26 protein-coding genes are annotated in these 26,140 nt (G+C 48.2%); 14 read left to right on the forward strand and 12 right to left on the reverse strand.

Annotated features, from left to right (window positions below; genetic code table 11):
• The first annotated feature begins 56 nt into the window (after positions 1-56).
• Positions 57-560 (forward strand): DUF3087 family protein, encoded by a 504-nt coding sequence (locus EHS89_RS05825; RefSeq protein ID WP_124925185.1) that lies wholly within the window; start codon positions 57-59, stop codon positions 558-560.
• Between the two features lie 69 nt (positions 561-629).
• On the opposite strand, the gene EHS89_RS05830 is transcribed toward EHS89_RS05825, so the two are convergent.
• From EHS89_RS05830 to EHS89_RS05840, 3 genes are read right to left on the reverse strand one after another with little or no spacing between them, the layout of a single operon-like run.
• Positions 630-1,049 (reverse strand): GFA family protein, encoded by a 420-nt coding sequence (locus EHS89_RS05830; protein ID WP_124925186.1) that lies wholly within the window; start codon positions 1,047-1,049, stop codon positions 630-632.
• A 37-nt stretch (positions 1,050-1,086) separates the two neighbouring features.
• A complete protein-coding gene (locus EHS89_RS05835; RefSeq protein ID WP_124925187.1) occupies positions 1,087-1,962 on the reverse strand; it encodes a mechanosensitive ion channel family protein in 876 nt (291 codons plus the stop codon).
• A 45-nt stretch (positions 1,963-2,007) separates the two neighbouring features.
• The gene (locus EHS89_RS05840) at positions 2,008-2,520 is read right to left on the reverse strand and encodes a 2-thiouracil desulfurase family protein (RefSeq protein ID WP_244937337.1); all 513 of its coding nucleotides are present in this window, start codon (positions 2,518-2,520) and stop codon (positions 2,008-2,010) included.
• A gap of 318 nt (positions 2,521-2,838) precedes the next feature.
• Between EHS89_RS05840 and EHS89_RS05845 the strand changes: the two genes are divergently transcribed.
• The 5 genes from EHS89_RS05845 to EHS89_RS05865 all read left to right on the forward strand — a co-directional run bounded on the left by EHS89_RS05845 (position 2,839) and on the right by EHS89_RS05865 (position 7,847).
• Positions 2,839-3,996, forward strand: coding sequence for an acyl-CoA dehydrogenase family protein (locus EHS89_RS05845; RefSeq protein ID WP_124925188.1), 1,158 nt, complete (start codon positions 2,839-2,841; stop codon positions 3,994-3,996).
• Positions 3,997-4,006: 10 nt separating this feature from the next.
• Positions 4,007-5,146 carry a CaiB/BaiF CoA transferase family protein gene (locus EHS89_RS05850; protein ID WP_124925189.1) on the forward strand — a complete coding sequence of 380 codons (1,140 nt, stop codon included), beginning with the start codon at positions 4,007-4,009 and terminating at the stop codon, positions 5,144-5,146.
• 117 nt (positions 5,147-5,263) lie between these two features.
• Positions 5,264-6,922, forward strand: a complete 1,659-nt coding sequence (locus EHS89_RS05855) for an AMP-binding protein (protein ID WP_124925190.1) — start codon at positions 5,264-5,266, stop codon at positions 6,920-6,922.
• A 5-nt stretch (positions 6,923-6,927) separates the two neighbouring features.
• Positions 6,928-7,386, forward strand: coding sequence for a PaaI family thioesterase (locus EHS89_RS05860; RefSeq protein WP_124925191.1), 459 nt, complete (start codon positions 6,928-6,930; stop codon positions 7,384-7,386).
• 35 nt (positions 7,387-7,421) lie between these two features.
• Positions 7,422-7,847: a PaaI family thioesterase gene (locus EHS89_RS05865; RefSeq protein ID WP_124925192.1), complete on the forward strand. Its 426-nt coding sequence runs from the start codon at positions 7,422-7,424 to the stop codon at positions 7,845-7,847.
• 124 nt (positions 7,848-7,971) lie between these two features.
• Here EHS89_RS05865 and EHS89_RS05870 read toward each other — a convergent pair whose 3' ends face one another.
• Together EHS89_RS05870 and EHS89_RS05875 are read right to left on the reverse strand one after the other, a co-directional pair.
• Positions 7,972-8,583: a response regulator transcription factor gene (locus tag EHS89_RS05870; protein ID WP_124925193.1), complete on the reverse strand. Its 612-nt coding sequence runs from the start codon at positions 8,581-8,583 to the stop codon at positions 7,972-7,974.
• A gap of 3 nt (positions 8,584-8,586) precedes the next feature.
• Positions 8,587-10,101: a PAS domain-containing sensor histidine kinase gene (locus EHS89_RS05875; protein ID WP_124925194.1), complete on the reverse strand. Its 1,515-nt coding sequence runs from the start codon at positions 10,099-10,101 to the stop codon at positions 8,587-8,589.
• A gap of 239 nt (positions 10,102-10,340) precedes the next feature.
• On the opposite strand from EHS89_RS05875, the gene EHS89_RS05880 reads away from it, so the two are divergent.
• Together EHS89_RS05880 and EHS89_RS05885 are read left to right on the forward strand one after the other, a co-directional pair.
• Positions 10,341-11,969: an acyl-CoA synthetase gene (locus EHS89_RS05880; protein ID WP_124925195.1), complete on the forward strand. Its 1,629-nt coding sequence runs from the start codon at positions 10,341-10,343 to the stop codon at positions 11,967-11,969.
• A gap of 132 nt (positions 11,970-12,101) precedes the next feature.
• A complete protein-coding gene (locus tag EHS89_RS05885) occupies positions 12,102-12,434 on the forward strand; it encodes a PBPRA1643 family SWIM/SEC-C metal-binding motif protein (RefSeq protein WP_124925196.1) in 333 nt (110 codons plus the stop codon).
• Between the two features lie 25 nt (positions 12,435-12,459).
• Here EHS89_RS05885 and EHS89_RS05890 read toward each other — a convergent pair whose 3' ends face one another.
• A complete protein-coding gene (locus tag EHS89_RS05890; protein ID WP_229753636.1) occupies positions 12,460-13,890 on the reverse strand; it encodes a M48 family metalloprotease in 1,431 nt (476 codons plus the stop codon).
• A 90-nt stretch (positions 13,891-13,980) separates the two neighbouring features.
• Between EHS89_RS05890 and EHS89_RS05895 the strand changes: the two genes are divergently transcribed.
• Together EHS89_RS05895 and EHS89_RS05900 are read left to right on the forward strand one after the other, a co-directional pair.
• The gene (locus EHS89_RS05895) at positions 13,981-14,217 is read left to right on the forward strand and encodes a sulfurtransferase TusA family protein (RefSeq protein WP_124925197.1); all 237 of its coding nucleotides are present in this window, start codon (positions 13,981-13,983) and stop codon (positions 14,215-14,217) included.
• Positions 14,218-14,231: 14 nt separating this feature from the next.
• Positions 14,232-15,311 carry an AI-2E family transporter gene (locus EHS89_RS05900; protein WP_188885257.1) on the forward strand — a complete coding sequence of 360 codons (1,080 nt, stop codon included), beginning with the start codon at positions 14,232-14,234 and terminating at the stop codon, positions 15,309-15,311.
• A 93-nt stretch (positions 15,312-15,404) separates the two neighbouring features.
• On the opposite strand, the gene EHS89_RS05905 is transcribed toward EHS89_RS05900, so the two are convergent.
• On the reverse strand, positions 15,405-15,872 hold the full coding sequence (locus EHS89_RS05905; protein ID WP_124925198.1) for a peroxiredoxin: 468 nt from the start codon (positions 15,870-15,872) through the stop codon (positions 15,405-15,407).
• Positions 15,873-16,112: 240 nt separating this feature from the next.
• Here EHS89_RS05905 and dapA point away from each other — a divergent pair, with 240 nt between their 5' ends.
• The 3 genes from dapA to EHS89_RS05920 all read left to right on the forward strand — a co-directional run bounded on the left by dapA (position 16,113) and on the right by EHS89_RS05920 (position 19,433).
• Positions 16,113-16,988, forward strand: coding sequence for a 4-hydroxy-tetrahydrodipicolinate synthase (dapA, locus tag EHS89_RS05910; RefSeq protein ID WP_124925199.1), 876 nt, complete (start codon positions 16,113-16,115; stop codon positions 16,986-16,988).
• A gap of 21 nt (positions 16,989-17,009) precedes the next feature.
• Positions 17,010-18,392: an outer membrane protein assembly factor BamC gene (gene bamC, locus EHS89_RS05915; protein ID WP_124925200.1), complete on the forward strand. Its 1,383-nt coding sequence runs from the start codon at positions 17,010-17,012 to the stop codon at positions 18,390-18,392.
• A gap of 87 nt (positions 18,393-18,479) precedes the next feature.
• Positions 18,480-19,433, forward strand: coding sequence for a 2-hydroxyacid dehydrogenase (locus tag EHS89_RS05920; protein WP_124925201.1), 954 nt, complete (start codon positions 18,480-18,482; stop codon positions 19,431-19,433).
• Between the two features lie 173 nt (positions 19,434-19,606).
• On the opposite strand, the gene rlmD is transcribed toward EHS89_RS05920, so the two are convergent.
• Positions 19,607-21,091 (reverse strand): 23S rRNA (uracil(1939)-C(5))-methyltransferase RlmD, encoded by a 1,485-nt coding sequence (rlmD, locus tag EHS89_RS05925; RefSeq protein WP_124925202.1) that lies wholly within the window; start codon positions 21,089-21,091, stop codon positions 19,607-19,609.
• The gene (locus EHS89_RS05930) at positions 21,045-21,806 is read right to left on the reverse strand and encodes an adenosylcobinamide-GDP ribazoletransferase (RefSeq protein ID WP_124925203.1); all 762 of its coding nucleotides are present in this window, start codon (positions 21,804-21,806) and stop codon (positions 21,045-21,047) included. The genes rlmD and EHS89_RS05930 overlap by 47 nt, the downstream gene beginning before the upstream one ends.
• A gap of 61 nt (positions 21,807-21,867) precedes the next feature.
• Here EHS89_RS05930 and EHS89_RS05935 point away from each other — a divergent pair, with 61 nt between their 5' ends.
• Entirely contained in the window at positions 21,868-22,851 is a 984-nt protein-coding gene (locus EHS89_RS05935; protein WP_124925204.1) for a glycosyl transferase family protein, read from the forward strand.
• A gap of 41 nt (positions 22,852-22,892) precedes the next feature.
• Here the strand turns inward: EHS89_RS05935 and EHS89_RS05940 are convergent, their stop codons facing one another.
• The 3 genes from EHS89_RS05940 to EHS89_RS05950 form a co-directional block, all read right to left on the reverse strand.
• A complete protein-coding gene (locus EHS89_RS05940) occupies positions 22,893-23,342 on the reverse strand; it encodes a hypothetical protein (RefSeq protein ID WP_244937339.1) in 450 nt (149 codons plus the stop codon).
• Positions 23,343-23,418: 76 nt separating this feature from the next.
• A complete protein-coding gene (locus tag EHS89_RS05945; protein WP_124925205.1) occupies positions 23,419-24,588 on the reverse strand; it encodes a cation:proton antiporter in 1,170 nt (389 codons plus the stop codon).
• 116 nt (positions 24,589-24,704) lie between these two features.
• Positions 24,705-26,033 carry an MATE family efflux transporter gene (locus EHS89_RS05950; RefSeq protein WP_124925206.1) on the reverse strand — a complete coding sequence of 443 codons (1,329 nt, stop codon included), beginning with the start codon at positions 26,031-26,033 and terminating at the stop codon, positions 24,705-24,707.
• Between the last annotated feature and the right edge of the window lie 107 nt (positions 26,034-26,140).

Genomic DNA, 26,140 nt, shown 5'->3' on the forward strand with positions numbered 1-26,140 from the left:
AGACAAACCTTATAATCCCCCTAACTTTTATTCGGCATCTCTTTTAGGTAACCAGCATGCAATTGCAACAAATAGATAAACAACGTTATAGCAAACACTACAAGCAGGTTTTTATTGGGGTAGTGATTCTTATGATGGCGATAGCATTGCCGGTATCTTCCGGGTTGATCTATCTGCTGGGTAATGAGCAAGGCAATTTCTGGCTTAATGTTGCTGGTGTTGTTGTTGCTGCTTTTGTCGTCGTTCAGCTGTTCAGGCGTTATCGCAATCATGAATATCTTTTTGAGGTGCTCTATGTTTGGGATCTTAAACAGATGTTGAATAAGATATATCGCAAACAGAAGGCGATTAAAGCAGCGATGGCTGAAGGTGATCGGGATGCCATGGTCATAATGAACTGGAGTTATAAAGGCTCGAAACAGCTGTATACCCTGGATAACAATACTATCACCATGGAAGAGCTTAATCGTGCGATGTCCGATCTGGATAAGTTGATAGAACAGTACGATTATTCAGTTACCCTCGAGGATTTCAGTCCTGAACTGTTAGAAAAATATTAGAATGGATACCTGATAAAAAAGGCCCCTGAGGCCTTTTTTATTATCTGTCTGTTATGTTTCTAGCAACGCTTAAGATCTTCTTACAGGGCCTTGGGCAAAGTTATCCAGATTGCTGGCAGGTTCATACCAACAGGCATCGGAGTTGGTGAAAATATTACGTGTTGGCCGTACACCCGGGTCCTGATCCAGGCTGCCTGCAGGAATGGCGACATTACCACCGCCCTGAATTTCCCATGGCAGTGATGATCCGCATTTACTACAAAAGCAAGACGCATAAAATTTTGCTTCGGGTAGTTCGAAGCGGCTTACCAGATCAGCACCGCTAAGCCATTCAAACTGATCGGGTTTAACAAACATTATAGCGCCGTGGGCGCTGCCCGTGATTTTCTGGCAACGTGAGCAATGGCAGTACTGAAAGCCCCGTGGCGTACCGGTAAACTGATAGCTGATGCTGCCACACAGACAGCTGCCGCAAGTTGTTTCGCTCATGAGTCGTCCTTTTCTTGTTGTAACTGATTCTTAAAGGTTACAGATGCTTTGAGGCTACACCTTTATCCAGTGACTTCTTAGTCAAACTTATTTCATTTTTTAACGTTATTTCGCTTTGTGGGAACGGGATCTCAATTCCCTTGTCCCGGAATGCGCTAAAGATAGCGGCATTAACCTGAAACTGTAGCTCGAATAACTGTTTAGTCGGAACCCAGTAGCGATATGCCAGTTCGACAGATGAATCGCCAAATGCGGCAATACCAACTTGTGGAGCAGGCTCCTGAACCACGCCAGCATTATCGCTTAATTGTTGTTGAATCAGGGCGATCGCCTGATCCGGGCAGCTGCTGTAACTGATACCGATACTGGCCTCTACTACCGTGTTCTCGAAAGAGTTAACCAGCACCTCACCAACGATGTGTTTATTGGGGATAGTGATAATTTCACCGTCTTCGGTGGAAAGTAGTGTGTGAGCCAGTCTAATCTCTTCAACAATACCGCACACGTCATTACAGCGGATAGTATTACCCACCACAAATGGGCGAGTGAGTATGATGGTGAACCCGGCGCCGTAGTTGGAAAAGACCCCTTGTAGGGCAAGTCCGATACTGAGTGAAATAGCACCGATAGCGGCAATGAATGGGGCAACGCTGATACCGAATTTGCCCAGACAGATGATAGCAACCATAGCAATAATCAGCAGTCGTACTGTGCTGCTGATGAAATGGCTCAGGGTTATATCAACATTGTTCTTCTGACACAGGCGGAGGGTCAGGTTGGCTATCCAGCGTGCGATGATTAAGCCAATAATCAGGATGATTATGGCGCCGATTACCTGAAAGCTGTAGTTAACGAAAAAATCGATAATCAGGGTGTAGAAATGGGCCAGTGAAGCCAGTTCCTCTTCAATCATATGTACTCCGTGCAGCTGGCGAAATTTAATAGCGCCAGTCAGGAGTTATCCTGTCTGGCGCTGTGCTTCAGGTTCGCAATCATCTAATAGTTCGACGAATTCGATAAACTGATCGAGTTGTCGCTCATTGTATACCGGAATACCACTGCGCATAAGTTCATCGGCTGTTGCGCCTGAGCCCGGTTTGATAGTGCCGTTAAAGTTGCCGTCGTAGACTTCAAGGTTGCCACAGGATGGGCTGCGTGATTTTAGAAGCGCGCAACAGCAGCCTTCACGCTTAGCTATCTCTACCGCTTTTTCTGCACCTTCGAGAAACTGAGGGGTAACGTCTTCACCAATACAGCTGGTGATTCGAAGTGGAAACTTATCCTGTATCTCAGCCGGTGGCCGTGGTGTGGGTAGTCCGCCTTCAATTTCGGGGCATACGGGTATGAGTCGTCCTTGGGTGTGCAAGCGATTAATGAAATCGCTATCTATTAGGTTATCCCTGCCGTCGTAACGGACTTTATTTCCTAACAGACACGCACTGATCAGTATTTTATTTTTTTTATTCATCATTCAGTTTGTGTTGATTTGTGTCGGCGCGGATTCTAACAGTTAATTTGTTAAGCGCAATTAAACTATTTGTGAAAATTAAAATTTCACTGATCTGCTGCACCTCGTTATCTGAAAGTTCTGGTAAATGTCGGGTATCTGACGGTCAAGTTTGTTGAAAATCGGTGTTATTGGTTAGTTTATAAAATAATGATTTAGTTCTTTATAAAACTGTTTTATCGACTGTTCTAAGAAAAAAAACGAATTGTCTATTTACGAAAGGTGGCTATCGGGGTATATACTTAGGGGAATACCCTAACAAAAAGAATTCAGGAATTACTAATGGATCTGAATCTCAACGAAGAACAACAGATGATTCAGGATGCAGCCCGTCGCTTTGCGGAAAGTGAGCTTGCACCTGCAGCAGAAAAACTAGATCAGACCAAAGATCGTGAGATACTTCTGGGGCATTGCCGTCAGCTATCAGAACTTGGTTTTATGGGATTGAACATTGATGCTGAGTATGGCGGCACTGAAGCGGGTGCGGTGGCATTTAGTCTGGCTATTACTGAAGTCGCTAAAGCTTGTGCATCTACGGCGGTGACAATGTCGGTAACTAATATGGTTGCTGAGGTTATTCAGGTCGTCGGTAATGAAGAGCAGAAGCAGATGTATCTGCCAAAGATCTGTAGTGGCGAATACCAGGCTGGTAGCTTTTGTCTTACTGAAGCCGGTGCTGGATCTGATCCTGCTTCGATGCGAACTAAAGCGGTAAAAATTGATAACGGCTGGTCAATCAGCGGGACTAAACAGTGGATCACCAGTGCTGAGTTTGCCGGTGTGTTCGTTGTTTGGGCTGTTACTGATCCGGATGCGAAAAAAGGCCGCGGCATTACCTGCTTCCTGGTACCTGCTGATGCAGAAGGTATTACCGTAGGGCCTGCTGAGAAAAAGATGGGGCAGCACGGTTCAGCGACTAATGAAGTTCATTTTGATAACTGCGAAGTGCCAGACTCAGCCATTCTGGGCAAACTGAATGACGGCTTCCGTATCGCTGTTGCTGAGTTGGCGGGAGGGCGTATCGGTATTGGTTCTCTGGCACTGGGTATTGGTTTGGCGGCTATGGACTTTGCCGTTGCTTATACCAAAGAGCGTAAGCAGTTTGGCAAGCCGATAGCTGACTTCCAGGGCTTACAGTGGATTATGGCTGACCGGGTAACCGAGCTGGAAGCAGCGCGATTGTTGTTGATGAGTGCGGCGGACCGGAAAGAGAAAGGTCTGAGCTTTGCTAAAGAAGCATCGATGGCAAAACTGTTTGCCAGTGAAAAGGCCAATCAGGCGTGTTATTCAGCACTGCAGTTGTTGGGTGGCTATGGCTATATGCAAGAATATCCCCTGGAGCGTATGACCCGTGATGCCCGGATTACCTCTATCTACGAGGGAACCAGTGAAGTTCAGCGTCTGATTATTGCCCGTGAAATACTCCAGGCAGCCGGCTGAGGATTAAACTGTGAAATCACCTTTGAAGGGCCTTAAAGTACTTGATCTGTCAACCTTGTTGCCAGGTCCCTATGCCACCATGATGTTGGCTGATCTGGGGGCTGAAGTGCTGCGGGTTGAATCGGCTTCAAGGCCTGATCTGGTGCGTAATATGATGCCGCAGATTGACGGACAGTCTGCCGCATTCAGTTACCTTAACCGGGGTAAGAAATCCCTGGCGCTGAATCTTAAACATCCTCATGCCGGTCAGATTATTCGCCAGCTAATTTCAGAGTACGACATTCTGGTAGAGCAGTTCCGTCCGGGCGTAATGGCCCGGCTTGGGTTGGATTACGAAAGTCTTAAAGAGGTCAATCCTAAGTTAATCTATTGCTCGGTAACGGGTTACGGTCAGGATGGGCCTTACCGGGATAAAGCGGGCCATGATCTTAACTATCTGGCGCTATCGGGTGCTGCGAGTCATATGGGGCGCAAAGCATCAGGGCCTGCGCCTATGGGGTTGCAGGTTGCTGATGTGGCGGCCGGATCGCACCCTGCGGTGATCTCTGTACTGGCGGCTGTGATCGGTCGACAGGTTAGCGGTGAAGGTTGTTACTTAGATATTTCGATGGCCGACAATACCCTGGCTATGCAGGCATTAATGGCGCCGGGGGCGCTTAATGGTGGTCGTGATCCTGAGCCGGAAAGTAATTTCCTGAATGGCGGTGGGCTGTACGATTACTATCGCACCGCAGATAACCGTTACCTCTCAGTGGGCAGCCTTGAACCACAGTTTCGTCAACGGCTGGCGCAGGCGTTGAACATTCAGGATAACCCGCCCTTGGAAGAGTTGCAGTTTAAAACTTTGCTGCAGCAAAAATTTAGTCGCCAGGACCTTGATACCTGGTGTGAAGAACTTGCAGATCTGGATGCCTGTGTTGAACCGGTACTGACGGTATCTGAGGCGGCAACGCACCCTCAGTTCCAGGCAAGAAATATGATTATTGAGACCCCCGCAGGTGAACGTCAGGTGGCTCCGGCGCTGGGCTTTGATCAAGAGCCTTTGCAGCCTGCACCCTTTTGCGGTGAGCAGGGTGAGCAGGTGCTAGATCAGTTGGGTTATAGCGCATCTGAAATTGAACATTTACGTACCGCAGGTCTGTTTGATTAACGGCTTAGTAAACATTTTTTAGAAAAGATAAAGGACCAGTCTTATATCTGTGTCAGAAAAGCCAGGGGCTTTTGCATCGATATAAGGGCCTGAATAAAGATAACAACGAGGCAAATAATGACTATTGCAAATTATCAGGAATATTATGACAGCTTCACACCGGCTCAGATTGAAGATCAGCTGATCGGCAACCTGAAGGATGGCTTTAATGTATGTGAAGAGATCTGTGACCGTTGGGCTGAGGACAGCAATAAAATTGCACTGAATTATGAAGGTGTTTCTCGTCCGGCTTCCAGTCATACCTTTGCCGAACTACAAAAACGTGCAGCGAAATTTGCTAATCTATTGAAAGCGAGAGGCATAGGCAAAGGGGATCGGGTTGCTTGTTTGATGCCCCGCACACCCGAACTGATGGTTGTAGTGTTAGGCACCTTGCGTGCGGGTGCTGTCTATCAGCCATTGTTTACTGCATTTGGTGCCGGCGCAATTGAATATCGGGTAACGCAGGCACAAACAAAGCTGTTGATCACTGACCCTGACAATGTATCTAAACTTGATGATGTTAAGGGCTGCCCACCGGTTGTTCTGTTTAATCGACAGGATGCCGATGCAAAGTATGCAGAACTGGCTGATTTTGAAACTGAGATGGCTCAGCAATCAGATGTCTTTGCTCCGGTTACTATTGGCGCGGATGATCCTTTCCTGCAAATGTTTACTTCGGGTACTGTCGGCAAAGCTAAAGGTGTTGCTGTTCCTGCACGGGCGCTGTTAGCGTTCTATAACTATATGCGTTTTGCTATTGGTCTGCGGCCGGAAGATACTTACTGGAACGTGGCTGATCCGGGCTGGGCGTATGGTTTGTACTATGCGGTAGTAGGTCCACTGTTGTTGGGTAATACCACCCACTTCAACGAGCAGGCGTTTACCCCAGAAACGACTTACGACATGTTGCGTAAGTATAAAATTACTAACCTGGCAGCGGCGCCTACGGCGTACCGCTTGCTGATGGCACATGATGATATTCTGACTGACGATGACACATTTGATCTGCGCGTTGCCAGTAGTGCCGGCGAGCCGCTAAACCCTGAAGTTATTGGCTGGGTAGACCGTCGTTTAGGTTGTCCTGTGATGGATCATTACGGTCAGACTGAAACCGGTATGACAGCCTGTAACCATCATGACCTGGAGCAGCGTATTGTTCGGGTTGGCTCTATGGGCTTCTCTATGCCTGGTGTCCGGGTTGTTGCGCTTAATAATGATCTGCAGGAAGTCGCTGAAGGTGAGACCGGTGAGTTAGCCGTTGATATGGAAAATTCGCCACTGTTCTTCTTCCCGGGTTATACCTGGGGTGAAAAGAATCCGTTCCGTGGCAAGTACTACCTGACCGGTGATGTAGTTATCAGTCATGGTGATGGTAGCTACTCATTCAATGGTCGTGATGACGATATTATTACCACAGCCGGTTACCGTGTTGGGCCGTCAGATGTTGAAAGTACGTTGCTAGAGCATGAGGCGGTTGCTGAAAGCGGTGTTATTGGTAAACCTGATCTGGAGCGTGGCGCCATTATCAAGGCTTATGTGGTTGTTATGCAGCAGTTTGATGCTTCAGATGAGTTAGCTGCTGAGCTGAAAACCCATGTTCGTAACCGCTTGTCTACCCATGCTTTCCCGCGGGAAATTGAGTTTGTTGAAGAGCTGCCGAAAACACCAAGTGGCAAAATTCAGCGCTTTATCCTGCGTAACCGGGCTAAAGATGAAGCGGATACGATGGCCTGACTGTTATGGTTGAGCTTCAATCTGCTCCGGCGGAGTTCAGGGTGTATAACCCTGACTTTGCCGATGAAGTTGAAAGGGTGTTCTATAGCGCGCCCTTTGTCCGGGATCTGGGTTTTGAACTGCTGAGTTTTGAACCCGGTCATTGTAGTACGTCGCTTGAACTGAATGATAAGCACCTGCAGCAGGATGGTTATGTTCATGCCGGTGTGCAGGCGACACTGGCTGACCATACCGCTGGTACGGCGGGGGCTACACTGTTAGCTAAAAATCAGATTGTGTTAACCGCTGAGTTCAAGATAAATTTACTCCGGGCCGCTAAGGGAGATCGTCTGGAGTGTCGATCCCGGGTGCTGAAACCCGGTAAGCAGCTGATTATCGCTGAATCGGAAGTGTTCTGTGTCAGTGGTGATAAGGCTGAACTGGTATCCAAAGCGACCGTCACTCTGGCGGTTGTTTCTCAATAAATAATAACTAAATCAACAGACAGCGGAGCCTTGTTATGCCGGTAATGTCTATTCAAGAGATGAACAGCTTTCTGGCTGAACATTTTCCTCAGGGTGAGAAATTTGGCGTGTTGACGGGTCTGGGCGATGCCTGGGCTGAAATGAAGTTGCCAGTTGATGATGAACATCTGCGTCCGGGGGGGACTGTTTCTGGTCCGTCTATGATGGCGCTGGCGGATGTCTGTATGTATGCCGCCTTATTAGGCCAGATCGGGCCTGTTGCTCTGGCAGTAACCACCAATCTCAATATTAATTTTATGAGCAAACCATTGCCTGGTAGTGATCTGTTGGCTAAGTGCAGTCTGATGAAGGTCGGTAAGCGGTTGGCGGTGGGTGAGGTGTGGATCCGCTCCGAAGGCAGTGATGAGCTGGTCGCTCACACGACGCTTACCTACTCGATACCGGCTGAGCGCATGGGGTGATCGAGATTAACTGGCAGCAACGTCTGTTGCTGTTATCTGATGAGACAGAAATATTTGCTCTGTATTCTTAATCTTGATACGCCGCAGCCAGCGCTGGATGCGATGGCTGGGTTTATTGTGTCAGTTACAGAATTACCTGAGCAGCCTGCTTAACCAGTTCTGGCAGGCTTTCTGCGCGCATTTTGCTCATAACCCGGGAGCGGTGAACTTCCACTGTTTTCGGGCTGATACCGAGCTCTTCGGCCACTTCACGATTGGCCTTACCGGTAACAACCAGCGCCATCACCTCTTTTTCCCTGCGGCTCAGGCTCTCGTAAAGGGTGCGTACCTGTTCCTGTTGCTGCTGATCTGCGAACATTTCAGTAGCCTTACCCAGCGCTGTTTGTACCAGCGGAATCAGAACTTCGTCATCAAAGGGTTTCTCCAGAAAATCGATCGCGCCGTTTTTCATGGCGGTCACTGCCATGGGAATGTCGCCGTGACCACTGAGCACCACAATTGGTAAGCGAATGTCTCGTTCTAGCATGATCTGCTGTAGCGCCAAACCATTTATTTCCGGCATACGAACATCCAGCAGCATGCAGCCTTTTTCGCCTTTGTAATTACTCAGGAAGTCCCGCGCTGAGGAAAAGCTTTGCACCGACAGGTCATCGCTCTCGAGCAGCCACTGCATCGAGTCGCGAAAGTCATCGTCATCATCGACAATAAAAACGGTACCGCTGTGTCTGGTTGTCATGGTCTAGCCCTTTGCCGGAATCTTAATATAAAACTGGGTGCCTGTTTTGCCGTCACTTTCTGCCCATAACTGGCCACCGTGGGCCTCGATAATGGTACGGGATATAGAAAGTCCCATGCCCAGTCCCGTGGACTTAGAGGTGTAGAACGGCTCAAACAGTTTCTCTAACACCTCGGCACTGATGCCATTGGCATGGTCAGCTACCGATATGTAGATGTAATCTTTTGCTTTGCGGGTGCTGATAATAACGGGTCGAGAACTTTTTTCACAGTCGTTATACGCTTCAATTGCATTACGAATCAGGTTTAGCAGTACCTGTTCGATCTGAATTTTGTCAGCTACCAGAGGCAAGTCACCATTTTCCAGTTCATATTCGAAGCTGGTATTGTGATCCAGGGATTCCTGTTTCAGGAATGCAGCAATTTCGTGGCAACTCTCATTGAGAGAAAACTCCATGCGCTGATATTCTGTTTTCTTAACAAAGCTGCGCATCCGTTTAACTATTTCGGCGGCCCGCTTAGCTTGTTTTGTAATCAGCTCCATTGATTTGGCTATCTCGTCGACCTTACTGATTCGGCCTTCATCGATACGACGCAACGAGCCTCGGCAGTAATTCAGAATGGCGGCCAGTGGCTGATTAATCTCATGGGCCAGACCCGATGCCATCTCACCGACAGAGAGGAGGCGAGCAATATGTGCCATCTCCAGTTGGTTGCGTTTCATCTCATCTTCCGCTTTGCGTCGCAGGGTGATATCCCGACCAATAATTGAGTAATACTCAACCTGCATATCGTCGTTCAGGTTACGGTGGGCTATAACTTCGCGTATCTCTGCTGTGCGGTCCCGGCCTGAGGGGAGCTGCATCTGAATGCTGCCGTACCAGGTGCCATGTGTAGCTGCATGGCTTAGCGCATCCTGTACCAGAGAAGCAAAGGTTTTGGGGTCAAACATCTGTTCAAGGTAGAACACTACCGGGTTTTCTTTCTCTGTTCCCAGAGTGATGTAGGTCGCCTCATTCATATAGGTCAGCTGCATCGTTTTATGGTTGCAGAACATGATCATATCGGACGATGCTTCAACCACCCGGGCCAGACGTCGGGTTGCTTGCTGAGCCAGTGTTTGTTCAGTTACATCACGAGAAACGCAGATCACTTCTATCGGTTTGCCGCTGTCATCCCGCAATGTCCGGCTAGTGGTTTCCAGCCAGATATAGTGCCCGTTTTTATGTTTATAACGGTACACATTGGTGTACATCCCTTTGCGATAGCGAACCGAGTCCGAGCGCTTGATCAGGTTGTCAGCATCTTCAGGGTGGAACAGATCATAACCGGCGGTGCCGATCATCTCATTGACGGTATAGCCCAACATACGTTCAACAGCGGGGCTGACATCCAGGAAGGTCCACTCCAGCGTCGGGGTATGACGGGAGATCATATCGGTAGATTGTTCTACCAAAAAACGAAAACGTTCCGCCTCATCCAGATCACTGATAGTTTTAAGATCTTGTTCTGCGCTCATTGGGTCTCACAAATAAGGGATATTCCCTTAGGACATAGTCATACAGGCCACTTTTTTGCCTGTATTTGACTTTAGAATAACTTGTCTAATTAGGGTAATTACGTATTATAGTTGATGCAATCAGGGTAAACCCTGATTTTCATTAAAAGAAATATAACAAGGCTGCGCTTCTATTGTTGATGAATAGGGCTGATAAATAGAGCTGAAACACAGCGCAGCAACTATCAGGGCGAATAACTATGTCTACACACTCGAATCCGTATCAGTTCGGGCTGGATAAAAATGCTGCGAACTTCTCATCGTTGAGTCCATTAACCTTTATTGAACGTGCAGCTTCAGTGTTCCCTGAGCGAACTGCGGTAGTGCATCAGCAGACTCGCCGTAGCTGGTCAGAAACATATACACGTTGTCGCCGGTTGGCCAGTGCACTGAGTAGGCAGGGTATTGGAGAGGGGGATACAGTTGCCGTGATGGCGCCGAATCTGCCCGAGGTATTTGAGGCGCACTTTGGTGTGCCTATGTGTGGCGCCGTTTTGAATGCGCTGAATATCCGTCTTGATGCCGAGGCTATCGCCTTTATTCTGCAGCATGGTGAAGCGAAAGTTATTATTGTCGATCGTGAGTTTTCTGAGGTGATCAGTAAAGCCCTGAAAATGATCGCTCACCGTCCATTGGTTATTGATATTGATGATCCTTATTACGAAGGTGGTGAGTTAATAGGCACCACCAATTATGAAGACTTTATCGCCGAGGGTGATGCTGATTATCCACTACAGCTACCCAATGATGAGTGGGATTCGATTACCCTGAACTACACCTCAGGTACCACCGGAAATCCAAAAGGCGTGGTTTATCATCACCGTGGCGCGTATCTGAATGCGATGAGTAATATCGTATCCTGGAATATGGGCCAGCATCCGGTGTATCTGTGGACGCTGCCTATGTTCCATTGTAATGGCTGGTGTTTCCCCTGGAGTATTGCGGCGGCGGCGGGTGTTAGCGTTTGTCTGCGTCATGTTAAGGCGGATGATATCTATGCGGCGATTAAGAATGAAAAAGTTAACCATTTCTGTGGTGCGCCTATCGTTCTGAATATGCTGAATAATGCCCCTGAAGAGATGAAACAGGGTATTGAACACTCGGTGAAAGTAATGACCGCCGGTGCAGCGCCACCGGCGGCAGTTATTCAGGGTATGGAAGCGATGGGCTTCACTGTGACTCATGTTTATGGTCTGACCGAAACCTATGGGCCGTCAGTGGTTTGTGAATGGCATCAGGAGTGGAATGATCGCTCCGATGAAGAGATCGCCCGTCTGAAGTCCCGTCAGGGGGTGAGAGCGCCTATGTTGGATGGTTTAATGGTTGCCAACCCGGATACGCTGGAACCGGTGCCTCAGGACGGTGAAACCATGGGTGAGATCTTTATGCGCGGTAATCTGGTGATGAAGGGCTATCTGAAAAATCCTTCGACTACCGAAGATAGTTTTGCTGGCGGTTGGTTCCATTCCGGCGATCTGGCTGTCTGGCATGCTGATGGCTACATTGAGATTAAAGACCGCTCGAAAGATATTATCATCTCCGGTGGTGAGAACATCTCCTCGATTGAGGTGGAGGATGTGCTGTACCGCAATGGCAGTGTTATGGAGGCTGCAGTGGTGGCCAAAGAAGATGATAAGTGGGGTGAAGTTCCCTGTGCTTTCGTCAGTCTGAAAGAGGGCGCTGAAGTTACCGAGCAGGAAATTATCGATTTCTGTCGTGAAAATATGGCCAATTTTAAAGCGCCGAAGAAAGTCGTGTTCGGAGATTTGCCGAAGACCTCAACCGGTAAAATTCAGAAGTTTGTGTTGCGTGATAAAGCTAATTCATAGCAAGCACTATTGTTCAGCCTGATAGAAAAACGGAAAGAGACCTGCGGGTCTCTTTTTTCATGCGTCGCAATAATAATCGTAAGTTGTTAGTATTGCGCGCCAACTCATTATCGCACTATACAGGATCAGAATATGTCTAAGTTTTTCTTCAAAGGTACGATAGATGTGATGGGTAAATACGGTAAAAGTGGTTATAACCCTAAACCGAATGTGAAACCTGGCAGTGAAAATGATCCTTTATCACTGCTGGTTCCGAGTGAGGCGCGTAAAACTGAGATAGAAGCTGTTCTGCTGGAGCATGATTTATTCGCGTCTATTCAGGTGGATGCCGCTGCAGAGGAAAATATCTCGGAACTGGATGCGGTATTAAGTACACCAAAAACCCAGCGCTTTGAAAAAAAGCCAGAGCGGAACGATCCCTGTCCTTGTGGAAGCGGTAAGAAATTTAAAAAATGTTGCCGATAACAGTTTAAGATAAACATTAAGCTATCTAGAAAGCATTTTTAATATCGTCCCTGATTGCTTCTGCTTCAAGCTTGCGTTGTTTTAGTTGCTCGATATCACTGTCGCTGAGTTGTTTGTCCCGCATCGCAAAATCAAGTTGACGCAGCGCTTTATCCACCTGTCCGTTAAGTAAAAAGTATTCAGTACGTGCTTCATGAATACCCAGAGTGTTACCCGCTTTGCCTTCTACCTCCGCTAGCTCATACCACAGGTAGCTGTTGGTGGGTTGTTGTTTTGTCAGTCGAATTAATACTTCAGCGGCTGCTTTAAACTGATTGTTGGCCTGTAGAGAGTTGGCATAGAAGTGCGCGACCGGATAACTGTCCGGGTACAGGTCACGTAGTTTTTCCGTCATGCTAAGGGCTTTTGTGTACTGACCCGCTTCAAGGGCCAGTTCAGCATAGGTCAGTTTAATAGTCAGGTGTTGCTGTAATGCCGGAGCAAGAGCCTCTAAGGCTGTAGCGGCTTGTTTGTATTGCTTTGACCTCATCAGTGCCAGTGCCAGACCATAGTTGCTTAATTGGTTGTCAGCGGCGCTCTCTTTATAGCTTTTAATAGCTTGCTTCAGATCTTTTGCATAGTTGACTTCCAGCCGCTTACGAATTAGCTGGAAATCATAGTTCAGAGGGCGGAAATCCGGTTTATCAAGTTGCCGGGCTCTATTTTCTGCATCAGCAATCCGGGATTCTGTCACCGGATGAGTTAATAGAAATTCTGGCGGCTTTTCGCCAAGAAACCGGCTCGAGCGTTGAATGCGTGAAAACATACGTGGCATAGCGAATGGATCATAGCCGGCGCTGGTAAGATTCAGCATACCGATGCGATCTGCTTCCTGTTCATTACGGCGACTGAAATTCAGTCCGGCCTGTTGTCCGGCGGCTATCGTTGAAGAGATGCCCGCGATGCCAGCATCAGGGGATGCGCTGGATACCAGGATGCTCGCCAGAATACCGGCCAGAAGCAAGGGGGTGTTTCGGCGAGACTCTTCTAATTGTTGAGCATAGTGGCGCTGCGACAGGTGGGCTAACTCATGGGCGATAACGGAGGCCAGCTCCTCTTCATCCTGGGCACCTAGTAAGATTCCGGTATTAATGCCGACTATGCCTCCCGGCACTGCAAATGCATTGAGGGCCGGATTATCGAGCACAATAAGCTCCAGGCGGAGATCTTGTAGCTGGCTGTAAGGGGCGAGTTGCCAGATCAGCTGATCAATATAGTTAACGACTATTGGATCACCAAATTCGGGGGTGCTGCCCCGTAACATACGCGCCCAGGTTCTGCCTAGTTTATGCTCCTGTTCCAGGGATATAACCGAGGTACTATTACCTATTACAGGTAGCTCTGATGCGTTGCTGGTCAGAGTATAAGGCAGCAGTAACAGGCCTAAAATAAAGCTGTAAAAGTATTTATTAAACAAAGAGCTAATCCTTATATCGTAATTGCTAATTATATTAACTCACTTTTTGGTATATATTGCTTGCCTCTTGTTTGTTGCGGAAAAAAATCCATGAATCAGATCCATTATGATGAACTGCTTGATGCTTGCGGGCTAAGCTGTCCATTACCTTTGCTTAAAGCTAAACAAGCTTTGCATAAGCTGGAAACAGGCAAAGTGTTAAAAGTGTTGGCGACTGATGCAGGTTCCCAGAGAGACTTCAGGGTTTATGTTGACCAGTCAGACCACCAGTTGCTGGAATCGTTCATAGAAGCGGATCAGTATATTTACATTATTAAGCGTGGTTAGCCGAGGGTGAGCCAGTGAGAAAAATTTTCAGTAAATGGATCGACAGTTACTTCTCTAATGAAGAGGTGATGCTGTTACTGGTTCTTTTGGTGGGTGCCTTTGGTGTCATATTATACCTGGGGCAGGCGCTGACTCCTGTTTTCACCAGTATTATCCTGGCTTTCCTGATGCAGGGGCTGAGTGAGTGGTTAAGAAAGCGTAACGTGCCACATCTGGCGTCTGTGATTCTGGTATTTATCCTTTTCGTCAGTATTTTGTTATCGCTTTTACTGTTTATCATGCCGCTGGCTTGGAAGCAGTCAGTCAATCTGTTCAATGAGTTGCCGCGTATGGTAACTGAAGCTAAGGCGGTGTTGTTGTTATTGCCGCAACAGTATCCGGATGTGTTTTCAGAGCAGCAGATCAGTCAGATCATAGATCTTGCAACTGCTGAGTTGAGTCAGTTGGGGCAGTGGGTGGTGACTTATTCGCTGAATTCTATTACCGGCTTAGTTGCGCTGCTGATCTATCTGGTGCTGGTACCGATTCTGGTATTTTTCTTCCTTAAAGATGGTGGCTCTCTGGTGCGTTGGTGGGTCTCTTTTCTACCGCAGAAAAAAGAGATGTTGACTCAGGTCTGGAATGAGATGGATCTCCAGATCGCCAACTATGTTCGCGGCAAAGTGATTGAGATTGTCATTGTAGGTTCCGTGACCTACATAGCTTTTACCTTTTTAGGCATTAACTATGCGGCGCTGCTGGCGATTATGGTGGGTCTTTCTGTACTGATTCCCTACATTGGGGCTGCGCTGGTAACCTTGCCGGTTGCGCTTATCGGATTTGTGCAGTGGGGCTGGACTAATGAATTCTGGTACCTGATGCTGGCCTACGGCATTATTCAGGCGTTGGATGGTAATGTGTTAGTACCTTTGTTGTTTTCTGAAGCAGTTAACCTACATCCGGTTTCAATTATTATTGCAGTATTAGTGTTTGGTAGTATCTGGGGCTTCTGGGGTGTGTTCTTTGCTATCCCGTTAGCAACGTTGATTAAGGCTATTTTGAATGCCTGGCCGAAGACCCATGCGCTGGGTGCCGTTGAAAGTAGCACGGAGTAGCATAGTGCTGCTCAGATAATTAAAAAGCCGGCGATTGCCGGCTTTTTATTGTGCTGTATTCTCAGCGAAGAGTAGTTTATTGCGTGGCTTTATTTAAAGTGCTTTGACCGCCTCGAATACTTCTTCTACGTGGCCTTTTACTTTAACTTTTCGCCACTCTTTACGTAACATACCATCAGCATCGATCAGAAAGGTGCTGCGTTCTATACCCATATGCTCTTTACCATAAAGTTTCTTTAATTTTATTACATCAAACAGTTGGCAGAGTTCTTCGTCCGGATCGCTGATCAATTCAAAGGGAAAGGTTTGCTTGGCTTTGAAGTTTTCGTGACGACGCATGCTATCCCGTGAAACACCAAAGATCTGGGTGTTAGCTGCTTGAAACTGTTCGTAGAGATCACGAAAGTCCTGGCCTTCGGTGGTGCAGCCAGGGGTACTGTCTTTGGGGTAAAAATAGATGATTACGTTTGAGCCTTTCAGCTGTGACAAGGTTACTGTGGTTTCGCTGGTTGCCACTGCGGTGAAGTCGCTGACTGGCTGATCTATTGTTGCTTGACTCATAATGCTTCCTTAACAAAAAAACTGTCTGAAAAACTACGCTTCTCAGAGCGAGATCAGTTAGAATAATACGCTTTATATACGATAACAGATTACACAGATTTGGCAGCCTTTCTCAGCTGGCTTTTTAATTCTGACGCAAGAGTCGACTTAAGAGCTAACTTATTGAGGTGAAATGGGTTGAGCCGGCACAAACAGGCAAGTACCATAGGCCATTCTAACCACTCTTTGATGGAGACCGAGATGATTACTGGCAGCATTGTTGCTCTTGTTACCCCGATGATGTCTAACGGCGATGTTGATTGGGACGCGCTGGATAAAGTTGTAGATTTTCATCTGGAAAAGGGCACCGATTCAATAGTCGCTGTCGGTACTACCGGCGAATCTGCAACACTGAATTGCGATGAGCACTGTCAGGTTATCAAACGGGTTGTTGAGCGCGTCGCAGGTGCTATTCCGGTGATAGCCGGAACCGGTGCAAATTCCACCCAGGAAGCGATTGAGCTGACTCAGGCGGCTAAAACTGCAGGTGCAGATGCCTGCTTGCTAGTGACGCCTTATTACAACAAGCCTACTCAGGAAGGCTTGTATCAGCATTATAAAACTATCGCTGCGGCCGTAGATATTCCGCAAATTCTGTATAACGTACCGGGCCGTACTGCCTGCGATATGTTGCCAGAAACCGTTTTACGTCTGGCAGAGATTGATAATATTATCGGTATCAAAGAGGCAACGGGTGATCTTGATCGTGCTAAAGAGCTGATTGAGAAGGCGCCTAAAGAGTTTGCTATTTATTCCGGTGATGACGGTACTGCGGTTGAACTTATGTTGTTAGGTGGTGATGGAAATATTTCTGTGACTGCCAACGTTGCGCCTGCGCAGATGGGTGAGCTGTGTCGTCTGGCAATTGCTGGTGAAACAGAGGCGGCTCGTGCAATTCAGGCCTCGCTGATGGAACTCCATAACTCAATGTTTGTCGAAGCTAACCCTATCCCTGTGAAATGGGCGATGGTGGAAATGGGCATGATGGGGCAAGGTATTCGTTTGCCTCTGACAGTGCTGGATGAGCAATACCGCTCTCAGGTACGTGATGCTCTTAAAGCTTGCCAAATTATCTGATTTTATAACGGACAAACCAGAATGAGACTAATCTCTTTGCTGCCTTTGGCAGCAGCTGTGTTAAGTATTGCCGGTTGTGGCTCCTATTCGAACCCTATCTATGGTGAGAATGGGATCATAAATGATCGGAGTCAGAACTATGAAAATGCGCAATCTACCCAGCGTTTAGAGTTACCGCCATCGGTTCGTAATCGGGCTAAGCCGATGCAGGATAATCTGGATATCCCGAATGCGGGTTTAACAGCATCGCAGCGGACCGGAGACTTTGAAGTTCCCCGGCCTGAGTTTTTCTATGCTGATGCTGGCTCGGGCTCAGTTAATCTGAAGCGGGAAGGGTCTGACAAGATTCTGATCGTTGATGAGCCTGTGGGCGATGTGTGGGTTCAGTTACAGGACTTCTGGCGCTTCAATAATGTTGATCTGGCTAAAACCGCTCCCCGTGACGGGGTGATGGAAACCGTCTGGATCGATGCTGATGGTGACGAGTTAAGCTTTATCGATACGATGGTAAAGCGGATGACGTTTCAGGATATCGAAGGGCCGGTCAGTGATAAATTGCGGATTTCCGTTCTTCCACTGCAGGACGACTTCAATAGAACTTCTATTAGAATGCAGCACATTCGTGTGGCACAGGATGATAAAGATCGTGGTCTGGACTGGGGGGCAAAAGCAGAAGATGTTGATTATAAGTCAGATATGATGTTTGAGATGCTACGGTATCTGAGTAAATCTGGCTCGCAGGCGGAAAGTCATAGCCTGGTAAAATTGCGCCAGCAGCGGGATAGTGTGCCTCAAATTGGGCGTGATTCTAATGGTATGCCTGCGCTTAAGATTACTGTGCCGGCTGATCAGGCCTGGCAGCAACTTAATAATGCGATCGCGAAGACTAGTATTGACGTGGGTGACAGAGATCAGCAATTAGGTATCATCTATATGACCTTCACTACTTCAACGCCATTTGATGAAGTGGAAAAAATGGGCTTTTTTGAATGGCTTCATTCCGATCGTAAGCCAATTAAACTTAATGTTGGAGATTTTGGTTCTGCAATAGGTATTGGCGATGCAAATGCAAGTGCAGGTCCGTCATATGGCTCGAAGCAACTCGAGCAGAAGTCGCGTAGTTTTGATGAAGATATCGATTTTGACTACAGTGGCTCAGCAGAGTTGGCCGAAAAGGATGGTTTTAAGATTTGGTTCGCCGGGCGAGTGGTCTATGTCTTTGAGGATTATAAAGATGCGACTTTCAATGATGATAGTGGCAAGTACGAACATGTTGGTCAGTACCAGCTGAAGATGAAACGGACCGCTAATGGTGTATTCCTGACGGTGAAGACTTCCGATGGTTATGCGGCCCCTGAAGTAATTGCTGATGAGATCCTGTGGGAGATCAAAGAGCAGATCTGATAGTCTTAACTAAGATATCCTTAAGCAGGATAGAGATAAGTAAGGGGCCCTCTGTTACAGACCGGCCCCTTTTTAGTGGGAGAAATTATGAAGGCAGTATTTCTTGATCTGGGTAGTCTGGATTGCAATGATCTGGATCTCAGTGCGCTTGAGCGGCAGTGTGATTCGTTTACCTGCTTTGCTGAAACCTCAGCTGCCCAGGTCTCTGAGCGCATAGCGGGGGCAGAGCTGGTTATCGTCAATAAGGTGGTGCTGGATAAAGAGGTTTTAGCATCCAGTGCCTCCCTGAAGCATATCTGTATTGCTGCCACAGGTACCAATAATGTGGATCTGCAGGCTGCTGCAGCACAGGGTATCAGCGTCTCTAACTGTCAGGCTTATGGTACCGATTCGGTTGCTCAGCATGTAATGACTATGATGCTGGCGTTGCACACCAATCTGATCGCATACAACAATGCGGCTCGTAACGGGCAGTGGGCTCGAGCCAGCCAGTTCTGTTTGCTGGATTACCCGATACAGGAGCTGTCCGGTAAGACTCTGGGTATTGTGGGTTACGGCAACCTGGGAGCCGGTGTGGCTAGGTTAGCCGGTGCATTTGGTATGGAAGTACTGATAGCCCAGCGGGCAGGAGGTGATACCGTGGGTGGGCGTATAGCCATTGATGAGCTTTTGCCTCAGGTCGATGTGTTGAGTCTTCACTGTCCTTTAACGGATCTTACCCGTAATTTGATTAATGCTGAAACTATAGCGTTGATGAAGCCCGGCGCATTTATTATCAATGCAGCACGGGGCGGTATCGTGAATGAGGCTGATCTGGCGGATGCTTTACGACAAGGCCGGTTGGCGGGTGCGGCAACCGATGTTCTGATCGAAGAGCCGCCGGTCAATGGTAATCCTCTACTGGCTGAGGATATTCCAAATTTGATCATTACGCCGCACAGCGCCTGGGGCAGTGTTCAGGCGCGTCAGCGAATTGTAGAACAGATGGCGGAAACTATCGCAGGGCTTCGGCAGGGCGAGCGGATCAGAATTGTAAACTGATCCCTGGTATTGATATCAGGATTGTCTCGACGGCAGAGGCACTCCTCTTCTGTACTGATGTGCAGAGGAGGTGTCTGTTTCATAGGTGACTAAGGTGACTAAGGTGATAATAAGGCGATAAGTAGCTTATCGCCTATCTTGAGAGCGGTCCGGACTTAGAGTGCCTGATAGACTTAGCGGCTGATGCCTTTGCCGCTAAATAGCTTCTTTTTCTGCTTCTTTTTCTTGCCGCGGGTAAACAGCACCATGGATTCAATATGGTGAGTTTGTGGGAACATATCCATCACCATAAATTCCTGCATGATATAACCCTCTTCGGTGAGAATGCGGGAATCCCGGGCTAATGCACCTGGGTTGCAGGAGATGTAGAGGATCTTTTCTGGTTTCAGTGCCGTTACCTGAGGCAGGATTTCAGCTGCACCAGCACGGGGTGGGTCCAGAATAATCTTATTGTAAGGCTGCTTATACCACTGATGTCCGTTGAGTGGCTCTGCCAGATTAGCGCAGTAGAAATTACAGCTGGTTAGTTGGTTCAGCTCAGCATTATGTTCTGCCCGGTGCACCATCGACATGCTGCCTTCGATACCGGTAACAGAGACGCCACTTTTCGCGACGGGTAGCGAGAAATTACCCAGGCCGCAGAACAGATCGAGAATCTGGTCACCTTCAGCCGGTTGCAACAGTTCAATTGCTTTATTAACCATCTGTTGGTTAATTTCAGGGTTAACCTGGATAAAATCGCTGGGTTGAAATTCCAGCGTTAGCTCATTCAATACATAGCTGGCAGGCTGCGGTTTGTTTGCTGCGCTCTCTTCCCCGATTAGCTGTAGGTCGAGGGTCAGTAGGTAATCGTTGGCAGCGGCCTGGAAGATAGACAGGTGTTCCTCGTTCAGTGCTTTCTTCAGACGCAGAGCCAGATAGCCGTTGTTGTCACCCAGGTCTATTTCCATCTGCGTAATATGGCGGATATCGCCGGTATCGGTCAGGTCTTCCCGGATGCGGGAAAAAATGTCGCTGACCCGTTTGTCCAGTACTGCACAGCTATCGATCTGACTGAGTAGATTGCTGCCGCTACGACGAAAGCCAATAATAGGTTCACCATCCGACAGTTGGTTGATGCCTATGCGTGCGCTACGGCGGTAGTTCCAGTTAGTTGCAGTCAGTGCGGGCTGAATGTTTGCGGGTTTGCTGTTACCAATTCGGCTTATCTGATCCAATACCTGAGCTTGTTTCAGTTCAAGCTGATATGCATTATCAATGTGCTGCATATCGCAGCCGCCGCACTGATCGTAGTGCGGGCAGTTCGGGCTGATGCGATGGCTGTCAGGGGTTAAAACCTCGAGGGTTTGACCGGTATAGAATTTGGCTTTTTCTTCGGTCAGGCGAGCCAATACCTGTTCGCCAGGTAGAGCATCAGTAATAAAAACCGTTTTACCCTGATAACGTCCGATTCCCCGGGCATCGTGGCTCAGTGAGTCTATGGTTAGTTCTATCGCTTCGGCTGGCAGAGTTTCACTCTGACGCTTAAGGGGGCGTTGTTTTTGATTGCGGGAACGGTTTGGTTTCATGTGCTTCTCCTGACGAAGCGCGGATTCTACCAGTGCCGGGCCGTTAAAGCATCCATGGCAGGCAGAACCAGAGATAAATAACCAGTTCATTTAGCTGTTGGCAGCTCCCCAGGCAGTCGCCGGTATAGCCACCGATACGTTTGTTAAAGTAAAAGCTGCAGCCCAGGGTTGTTAGTGTCACCGGAATCAGGACTAAAAGTGCTGCTATGTCAGCCATTAATATAAATATCAGGATGGCAGGTAACGCTGCTACCAGCATTCCCTGTTTATCTATAGTGCGGGCGACAGGTTTTACTTTACTCTGAGCATCGTCCTGAACATAGCTGTCTTTATAAATCAGGCAGACTGCAGCCAGTCGGCTAAGGCTGTGGCCGAGTAACAGTGCCGTAATAATATGTGTAAGGCTGCTCAGTGCGCTGAATTTTAGGGCCAGCATCATTATCAGGGCTATAGCACCGTATGCACCGATACGGGAATCCTTCATGATCGTTAGTATTTGAGGTTTTTCCCAGCCACCGCCAAAGCCGTCGGCGCAATCTGCCAGTCCATCTTCATGGAATGCTCCTGTAGCGAGAAGAGTACTGAGCATCGATAATAAAATGGCAATAGGTTGTGGCAATAGCTGGCTGGTTACCCACCAGATCACCGCGGCAATGGCTCCTATCAGTAAGCCGATGATGGGTAGGTAGCGGCTAGCCTGGCTCAGGTTGGCAGAGGAAAAATCTACGCCTGCAGGGGCCGGAATTCGGGTAAAAAACACCAGTGCGTTAAAAAACAGGTTAACTTGAGGGTGAAAAGGCTTCATGCAGATCCCGCTCTGGGTGTAATATTGCCGTCTACTGTAATCTAATGGTCTATGCAGGTCTATGTCACAAGAACATCCTTTTGCACCCTTCGTTCGTATTCTAGGTAAAGGTAAACAAGGTTCGCGCTCGCTTACTCAGGAAGAGGCGCGTGAGGCGATGCAGATGATACTCGCTAAGCAGGTTGAGCCTGAACAGTTGGGTGCATTTCTTATGCTATTGCGGGTTAAAGAAGAATCGCCTGAAGAGTTGGCGGGCTTTGTAGAAGCGGTTCGTCAACAGTGTGATGCACCGGCTGATCTACCCGTTGATCTGGACTGGTCTACCTATGCGGGTAAAAAGCGTCAACTGCCCTGGTTTATTCTCAGTGCGCTGGCACTGGCCGGTTCAGGGGTACGGGTATTTATGCACGGAGCCAAAGGGCACACTCCGGATCGCTTTTATACTGAAGACTGTTTGAAACAGTTTGGTATCGGTGCTTGTTCTGATTGGCAGGGCGTCGCAACTGAACTGGATAATACGCATTTTGCGTTTATGTCGATCGACACGCTGAGTCCTGAAATGGCGCGAATTATTAATCTGCGTCCAGTGTTAGGACTGCGTTCTCCGGTACACACTTTATGTCGGCTGATAAATCCATTGCTGGCGCCTCATGCTGTTGATGGCGTATTCCATCCGGCCTATGCGCCGATGCATCAGAAGACTGCTCAGTTGTTAGGTACTGCAAATGGACTAACGATTAAAGGCGACGGTGGTGAAGCTGAAATTAAGCCGGACTCTGAATGTGAACTGCAATGGACCCGGGGAGATCAATACAGTGCTGAACAATGGCCGCGTTATTTCCCGCGCAGATTAGTTAAGCAGGATCTTAATACTGCGGATCTGTTATCACTCTGGCGCGGTGAAATAGAACATGAGTATGGCACTGGTGCTGTGATTTCGACTTTGGCGGTGGTGCTAAAACTATTGAATCGGGCGGATAATTCTGTCGACTGTTTTGCTTTGGCTGAGCAGATTTGGTTAGGGCGAGATAAGCAAAAATATTAAGGTTGCTCGCTATTTGCCTTGCAGCGTTAAAAAAGAGACCCTCAGGTCTCTTTTTTTATTTCGATATACCACTTAGGCTTCATGTTGTGAAAATCAGTTCTTCGGTTCTCTTCAAGATAGCTGGCTGAATCTATCACCTCTGCTATACCTTCGGATCTCTTAAAGACCACCCAGTGCCAGAAGCATTTACCGTTTTCCTGATGATGTTTGATTGATAGTAACGACAGATCAGGCAGTGATTGCCAGGTCACAAAAGGAGTTTCTTCGGTAGATGTTTCAATACCAAAGGCTCCTAACATGCGTCTTAAATACCGGGTGTCAGACCAGAGTGATTCATCTGAAGCCTGAATACCCATAGCATTAGCGATCTGTTTCATCTCTGGGTATGTCTTACCCAGTATGTTAGCGACTGAGGCAATACCGCATCCAGTTGCCTCTTCCTGTATCACCGGCTTCATGAAAGCCTGCTCCTGATCGGTAAGATGCTGCATTACTGTTAACTTTCTTTCTGTGGAGTGAGCGGGCATTGTCTTTGCTCTTTTTAACAAGCCGCGCAGCGGCGTCTTTCTAGTCTCGCCTGAGTTTGTCTGAAACCGCAATCGGATTGGGGTAGTTAAAGATCACCACATAGGTTGAGAACAGGAAGGTCAGAATCGCAGTGGCCTGAATAACGTGCGAAGCTTCCTGGCCAATCAGTGCAGCACTGGTAGCCATGTAGGCGATCAGTAGTGAAAACTCACTGATCTGGCCCAGACGGAAGCCGACTTCCCAGGCCAGTTTATTGTCTTCGCTGATACTCTGTAACAGGAAACGGAATACGACAGGTTTCAGTACCAGCACAAGTAGTGCCAGCAGCAGGGCCGGGATGATGATCTGGCCAAGCAGTCCAAGGTTGAAGCTGGCGCCGATAGAGAAGAAGAACAGGATCAGGAAGAAATCCCGCAGGGGCTTCAGGCTGGTGGCGATATACTGAGCAATTGGGCTGGTGGCCACGGTTACACCGGCAATAAAGGCTCCTATTTCAGCCGACAAACCAGCCAGTTGCGCCAGCTCAGCCAGGCCCAGACACCAGCCTATAGCGACCAGAAAAATATACTCATGGAACCGGTCAAACTTTTGAATCAGGGGAAGTAGAATAAAACGGACAAAAATAAAGGCGCCAACAATAATCACGGGCAGAGCGACCGCCGTTTTGAGGAAGCTGGCTAGCTGACTGCTACCGTTGTCGCCGCTATTCAAAAACAGCAGCACCAGAATGGCGATAACGTCTTGTAGCAATAACAAGCCGACGACCAGCTCACCGGTATGCTTATGGTGTAAGACAGTGGTAGGCAGGAGTTTGATGCCTATTATAGTGCTGGAGAACATCAGGGCGACGCCGATGATCACCGCTTCAGTAGTAGTGTAGCCAAATGAGATGCCGACCACGTAGCCCACTGCCATAAATATAATCGCGCTGAAAATGGCGACCAAAGTGGCTTTTTTTAGCATATGAACCAGATGGCTGGGTTGCATATCAAGGCCTAGCAGAAACAGTAGGAAGATGATGCCTATATGCGATATTTCGGATAACAGGGCGGTATCCTGAATGAAACTGTAGCCATAAGGGCCTAACAGTGCGCCTAGTACTATGTAGGCAACCAACAGGGGTTGCCGGGTGTAAAGGGCAATAGTAGCCAATACGGCTGCGCCGGTAAAAATCAGAAAAAACGAAAAAACCAGGCTGTGTTCCATCATAGGGGTTGTTCCATCATAAGAAAGCGAAGTTCCTGTTATTAATGACTTTATTGATAGTTGGAAGTATAGGCCTGTTAGGCGCTACCGGTGTGAGTTATCTGCCCAGTCTAACCAATCTATATGCGGATATGAACCCAGTTTTTGCGGTTCCATACATAGATGAACAATAGTGATGATCCGGCCCGGTGAATGATCTGTACCAGCCAGATGCCGGTCAGGCCAAAACCTAGCCAGGGTCCTGCCAGCCAGGCCAGTGGCAGATAGAAGCACCACTGGCCCAGGATTGAGATTGACATTACTGTCCTATTAGCTCCGGCGCCCAGCAATGCCTGAGTCAGAACGATAGCGGCTGCATCCAGACAGATGGCAACCCCAGTTAGCATTAAAGGTAGTCTGGCTTGTTCGATAGCTTCACTGGAGGCCAGAAAAATACCGAGCAGATTTTCAGGGAATAACCACATGGGCAGGCTGAGAAGTGACATAGTCAGTAGCGCCGCCAGAATTACATCCCAGCCCCAGCGGCAGGCCAGGTCCGGGCGGTTCTGACCTAAGGCGTGGCTGACCAGAGTGGTCGATGCGATGCCGAGGCCGACGCCCGGTAGTATCAGAAGTAACGCCAGATTGATAAGGACATGACCTATGGCCTGCTGCTCGGTGCCCAGTTGACCAATGATCCAGAACAGAGCGGCGACTGCTGCAGCAAAAAAGAACTGCTGTATTGAGTGGGGTACAGATAACTTCAGAAGCGAGTGCAATGTGCGGGTATTGCGCAGACTGATTTGAAACAGGCCCTGATTGCGGGCTTTGCGAAAGGTCAGCAAGCCAATGATAAAAGCACCAATATAGAGTGAAAGGGTGGTACCGAGTCCTGCTCCGGCTGCGCCCATAGCCGGAAGGCCAAAGTGTCCAAAGATAAGGGCATAACTGATGAGTACATTTAGCAGATGTGTAATCAACAGTACCCGCAAATAGACCATAGGTCGGTTTGTGCCATTCCAATAGCCACGAAAGGTCAGATTAAAGCCGACAGCCAGCATGGCCAGAATCCGGTATTCAAAATATTGATCGGCAATGGTAAGTGCCTTTAGATCGCTGCTCATCAGCGCAACCATGGGGTCGGAGATAGCGGTGAAAAATAGAATCAGAGGGAGGGTTGTCAGTAGTGCTAGCAGAAGCCCCCAGCTTAAAGGCTGGGCTATTTCTGATTGACGCTCCTGGCCTTTGCGGCGAGCAACCAGCGTTTGAACGCCTGAAGAAAGTCCCATAATAAGACTGATAGCCAAAAAGCTGCTGTAGCCACCAATCCCAACCCCTGCCAGTGCCGTTTCCCCCAGGCTGCCAACCATAGCGGCATCGACCAGATTTAACAGACTTTGTGACAGCATGCCGCCGATAATTGGCAGCCCCAGTGCGAGTATGGTTCTGATGCGCTGCCGGCGAGTCAAATTAGACTTTTCCTGTATCCAAATGGGAGAAGCGGGGCAGTCTAACAGATTCTTTTAAGTGATGTATTTGTTAATAGCTGATCAATTTACTCGGGTTTAGAAAGGGT

It is taken from the genome of Amphritea balenae (assembly GCF_003858655.1).
Lineage (GTDB): Bacteria > Pseudomonadota > Gammaproteobacteria > Pseudomonadales > Balneatricaceae > Amphritea > Amphritea balenae.

Coding starts and splice junctions, on each gene's coding strand:
- EHS89_RS05825 (WP_124925185.1), top strand. CDS start 57: ATGCAATTGCAACAAATAGATAAACAACGTTATAGCAAACACTACAAG.
- EHS89_RS05830 (WP_124925186.1), bottom strand. CDS start 1,049: ATGAGCGAAACAACTTGCGGCAGCTGTCTGTGTGGCAGCATCAGCTAT.
- EHS89_RS05835 (WP_124925187.1), bottom strand. CDS start 1,962: ATGATTGAAGAGGAACTGGCTTCACTGGCCCATTTCTACACCCTGATT.
- EHS89_RS05840 (WP_244937337.1), bottom strand. CDS start 2,520: ATGATGAATAAAAAAAATAAAATACTGATCAGTGCGTGTCTGTTAGGA.
- EHS89_RS05845 (WP_124925188.1), top strand. CDS start 2,839: ATGGATCTGAATCTCAACGAAGAACAACAGATGATTCAGGATGCAGCC.
- EHS89_RS05855 (WP_124925190.1), top strand. CDS start 5,264: ATGACTATTGCAAATTATCAGGAATATTATGACAGCTTCACACCGGCT.
- EHS89_RS05860 (WP_124925191.1), top strand. CDS start 6,928: ATGGTTGAGCTTCAATCTGCTCCGGCGGAGTTCAGGGTGTATAACCCT.
- EHS89_RS05865 (WP_124925192.1), top strand. CDS start 7,422: ATGCCGGTAATGTCTATTCAAGAGATGAACAGCTTTCTGGCTGAACAT.
- EHS89_RS05870 (WP_124925193.1), bottom strand. CDS start 8,583: ATGACAACCAGACACAGCGGTACCGTTTTTATTGTCGATGATGACGAT.
- EHS89_RS05875 (WP_124925194.1), bottom strand. CDS start 10,101: ATGAGCGCAGAACAAGATCTTAAAACTATCAGTGATCTGGATGAGGCG.
- EHS89_RS05880 (WP_124925195.1), top strand. CDS start 10,341: ATGTCTACACACTCGAATCCGTATCAGTTCGGGCTGGATAAAAATGCT.
- EHS89_RS05885 (WP_124925196.1), top strand. CDS start 12,102: ATGTCTAAGTTTTTCTTCAAAGGTACGATAGATGTGATGGGTAAATAC.
- EHS89_RS05895 (WP_124925197.1), top strand. CDS start 13,981: ATGAATCAGATCCATTATGATGAACTGCTTGATGCTTGCGGGCTAAGC.
- EHS89_RS05905 (WP_124925198.1), bottom strand. CDS start 15,872: ATGAGTCAAGCAACAATAGATCAGCCAGTCAGCGACTTCACCGCAGTG.
- dapA (WP_124925199.1), top strand. CDS start 16,113: ATGATTACTGGCAGCATTGTTGCTCTTGTTACCCCGATGATGTCTAAC.
- bamC (WP_124925200.1), top strand. CDS start 17,010: ATGAGACTAATCTCTTTGCTGCCTTTGGCAGCAGCTGTGTTAAGTATT.
- EHS89_RS05920 (WP_124925201.1), top strand. CDS start 18,480: ATGAAGGCAGTATTTCTTGATCTGGGTAGTCTGGATTGCAATGATCTG.
- rlmD (WP_124925202.1), bottom strand. CDS start 21,091: ATGAACTGGTTATTTATCTCTGGTTCTGCCTGCCATGGATGCTTTAAC.
- EHS89_RS05930 (WP_124925203.1), bottom strand. CDS start 21,806: ATGAAGCCTTTTCACCCTCAAGTTAACCTGTTTTTTAACGCACTGGTG.
- EHS89_RS05935 (WP_124925204.1), top strand. CDS start 21,868: ATGTCACAAGAACATCCTTTTGCACCCTTCGTTCGTATTCTAGGTAAA.
- EHS89_RS05940 (WP_244937339.1), bottom strand. CDS start 23,342: ATGCAGCATCTTACCGATCAGGAGCAGGCTTTCATGAAGCCGGTGATA.
- EHS89_RS05945 (WP_124925205.1), bottom strand. CDS start 24,588: ATGATGGAACACAGCCTGGTTTTTTCGTTTTTTCTGATTTTTACCGGC.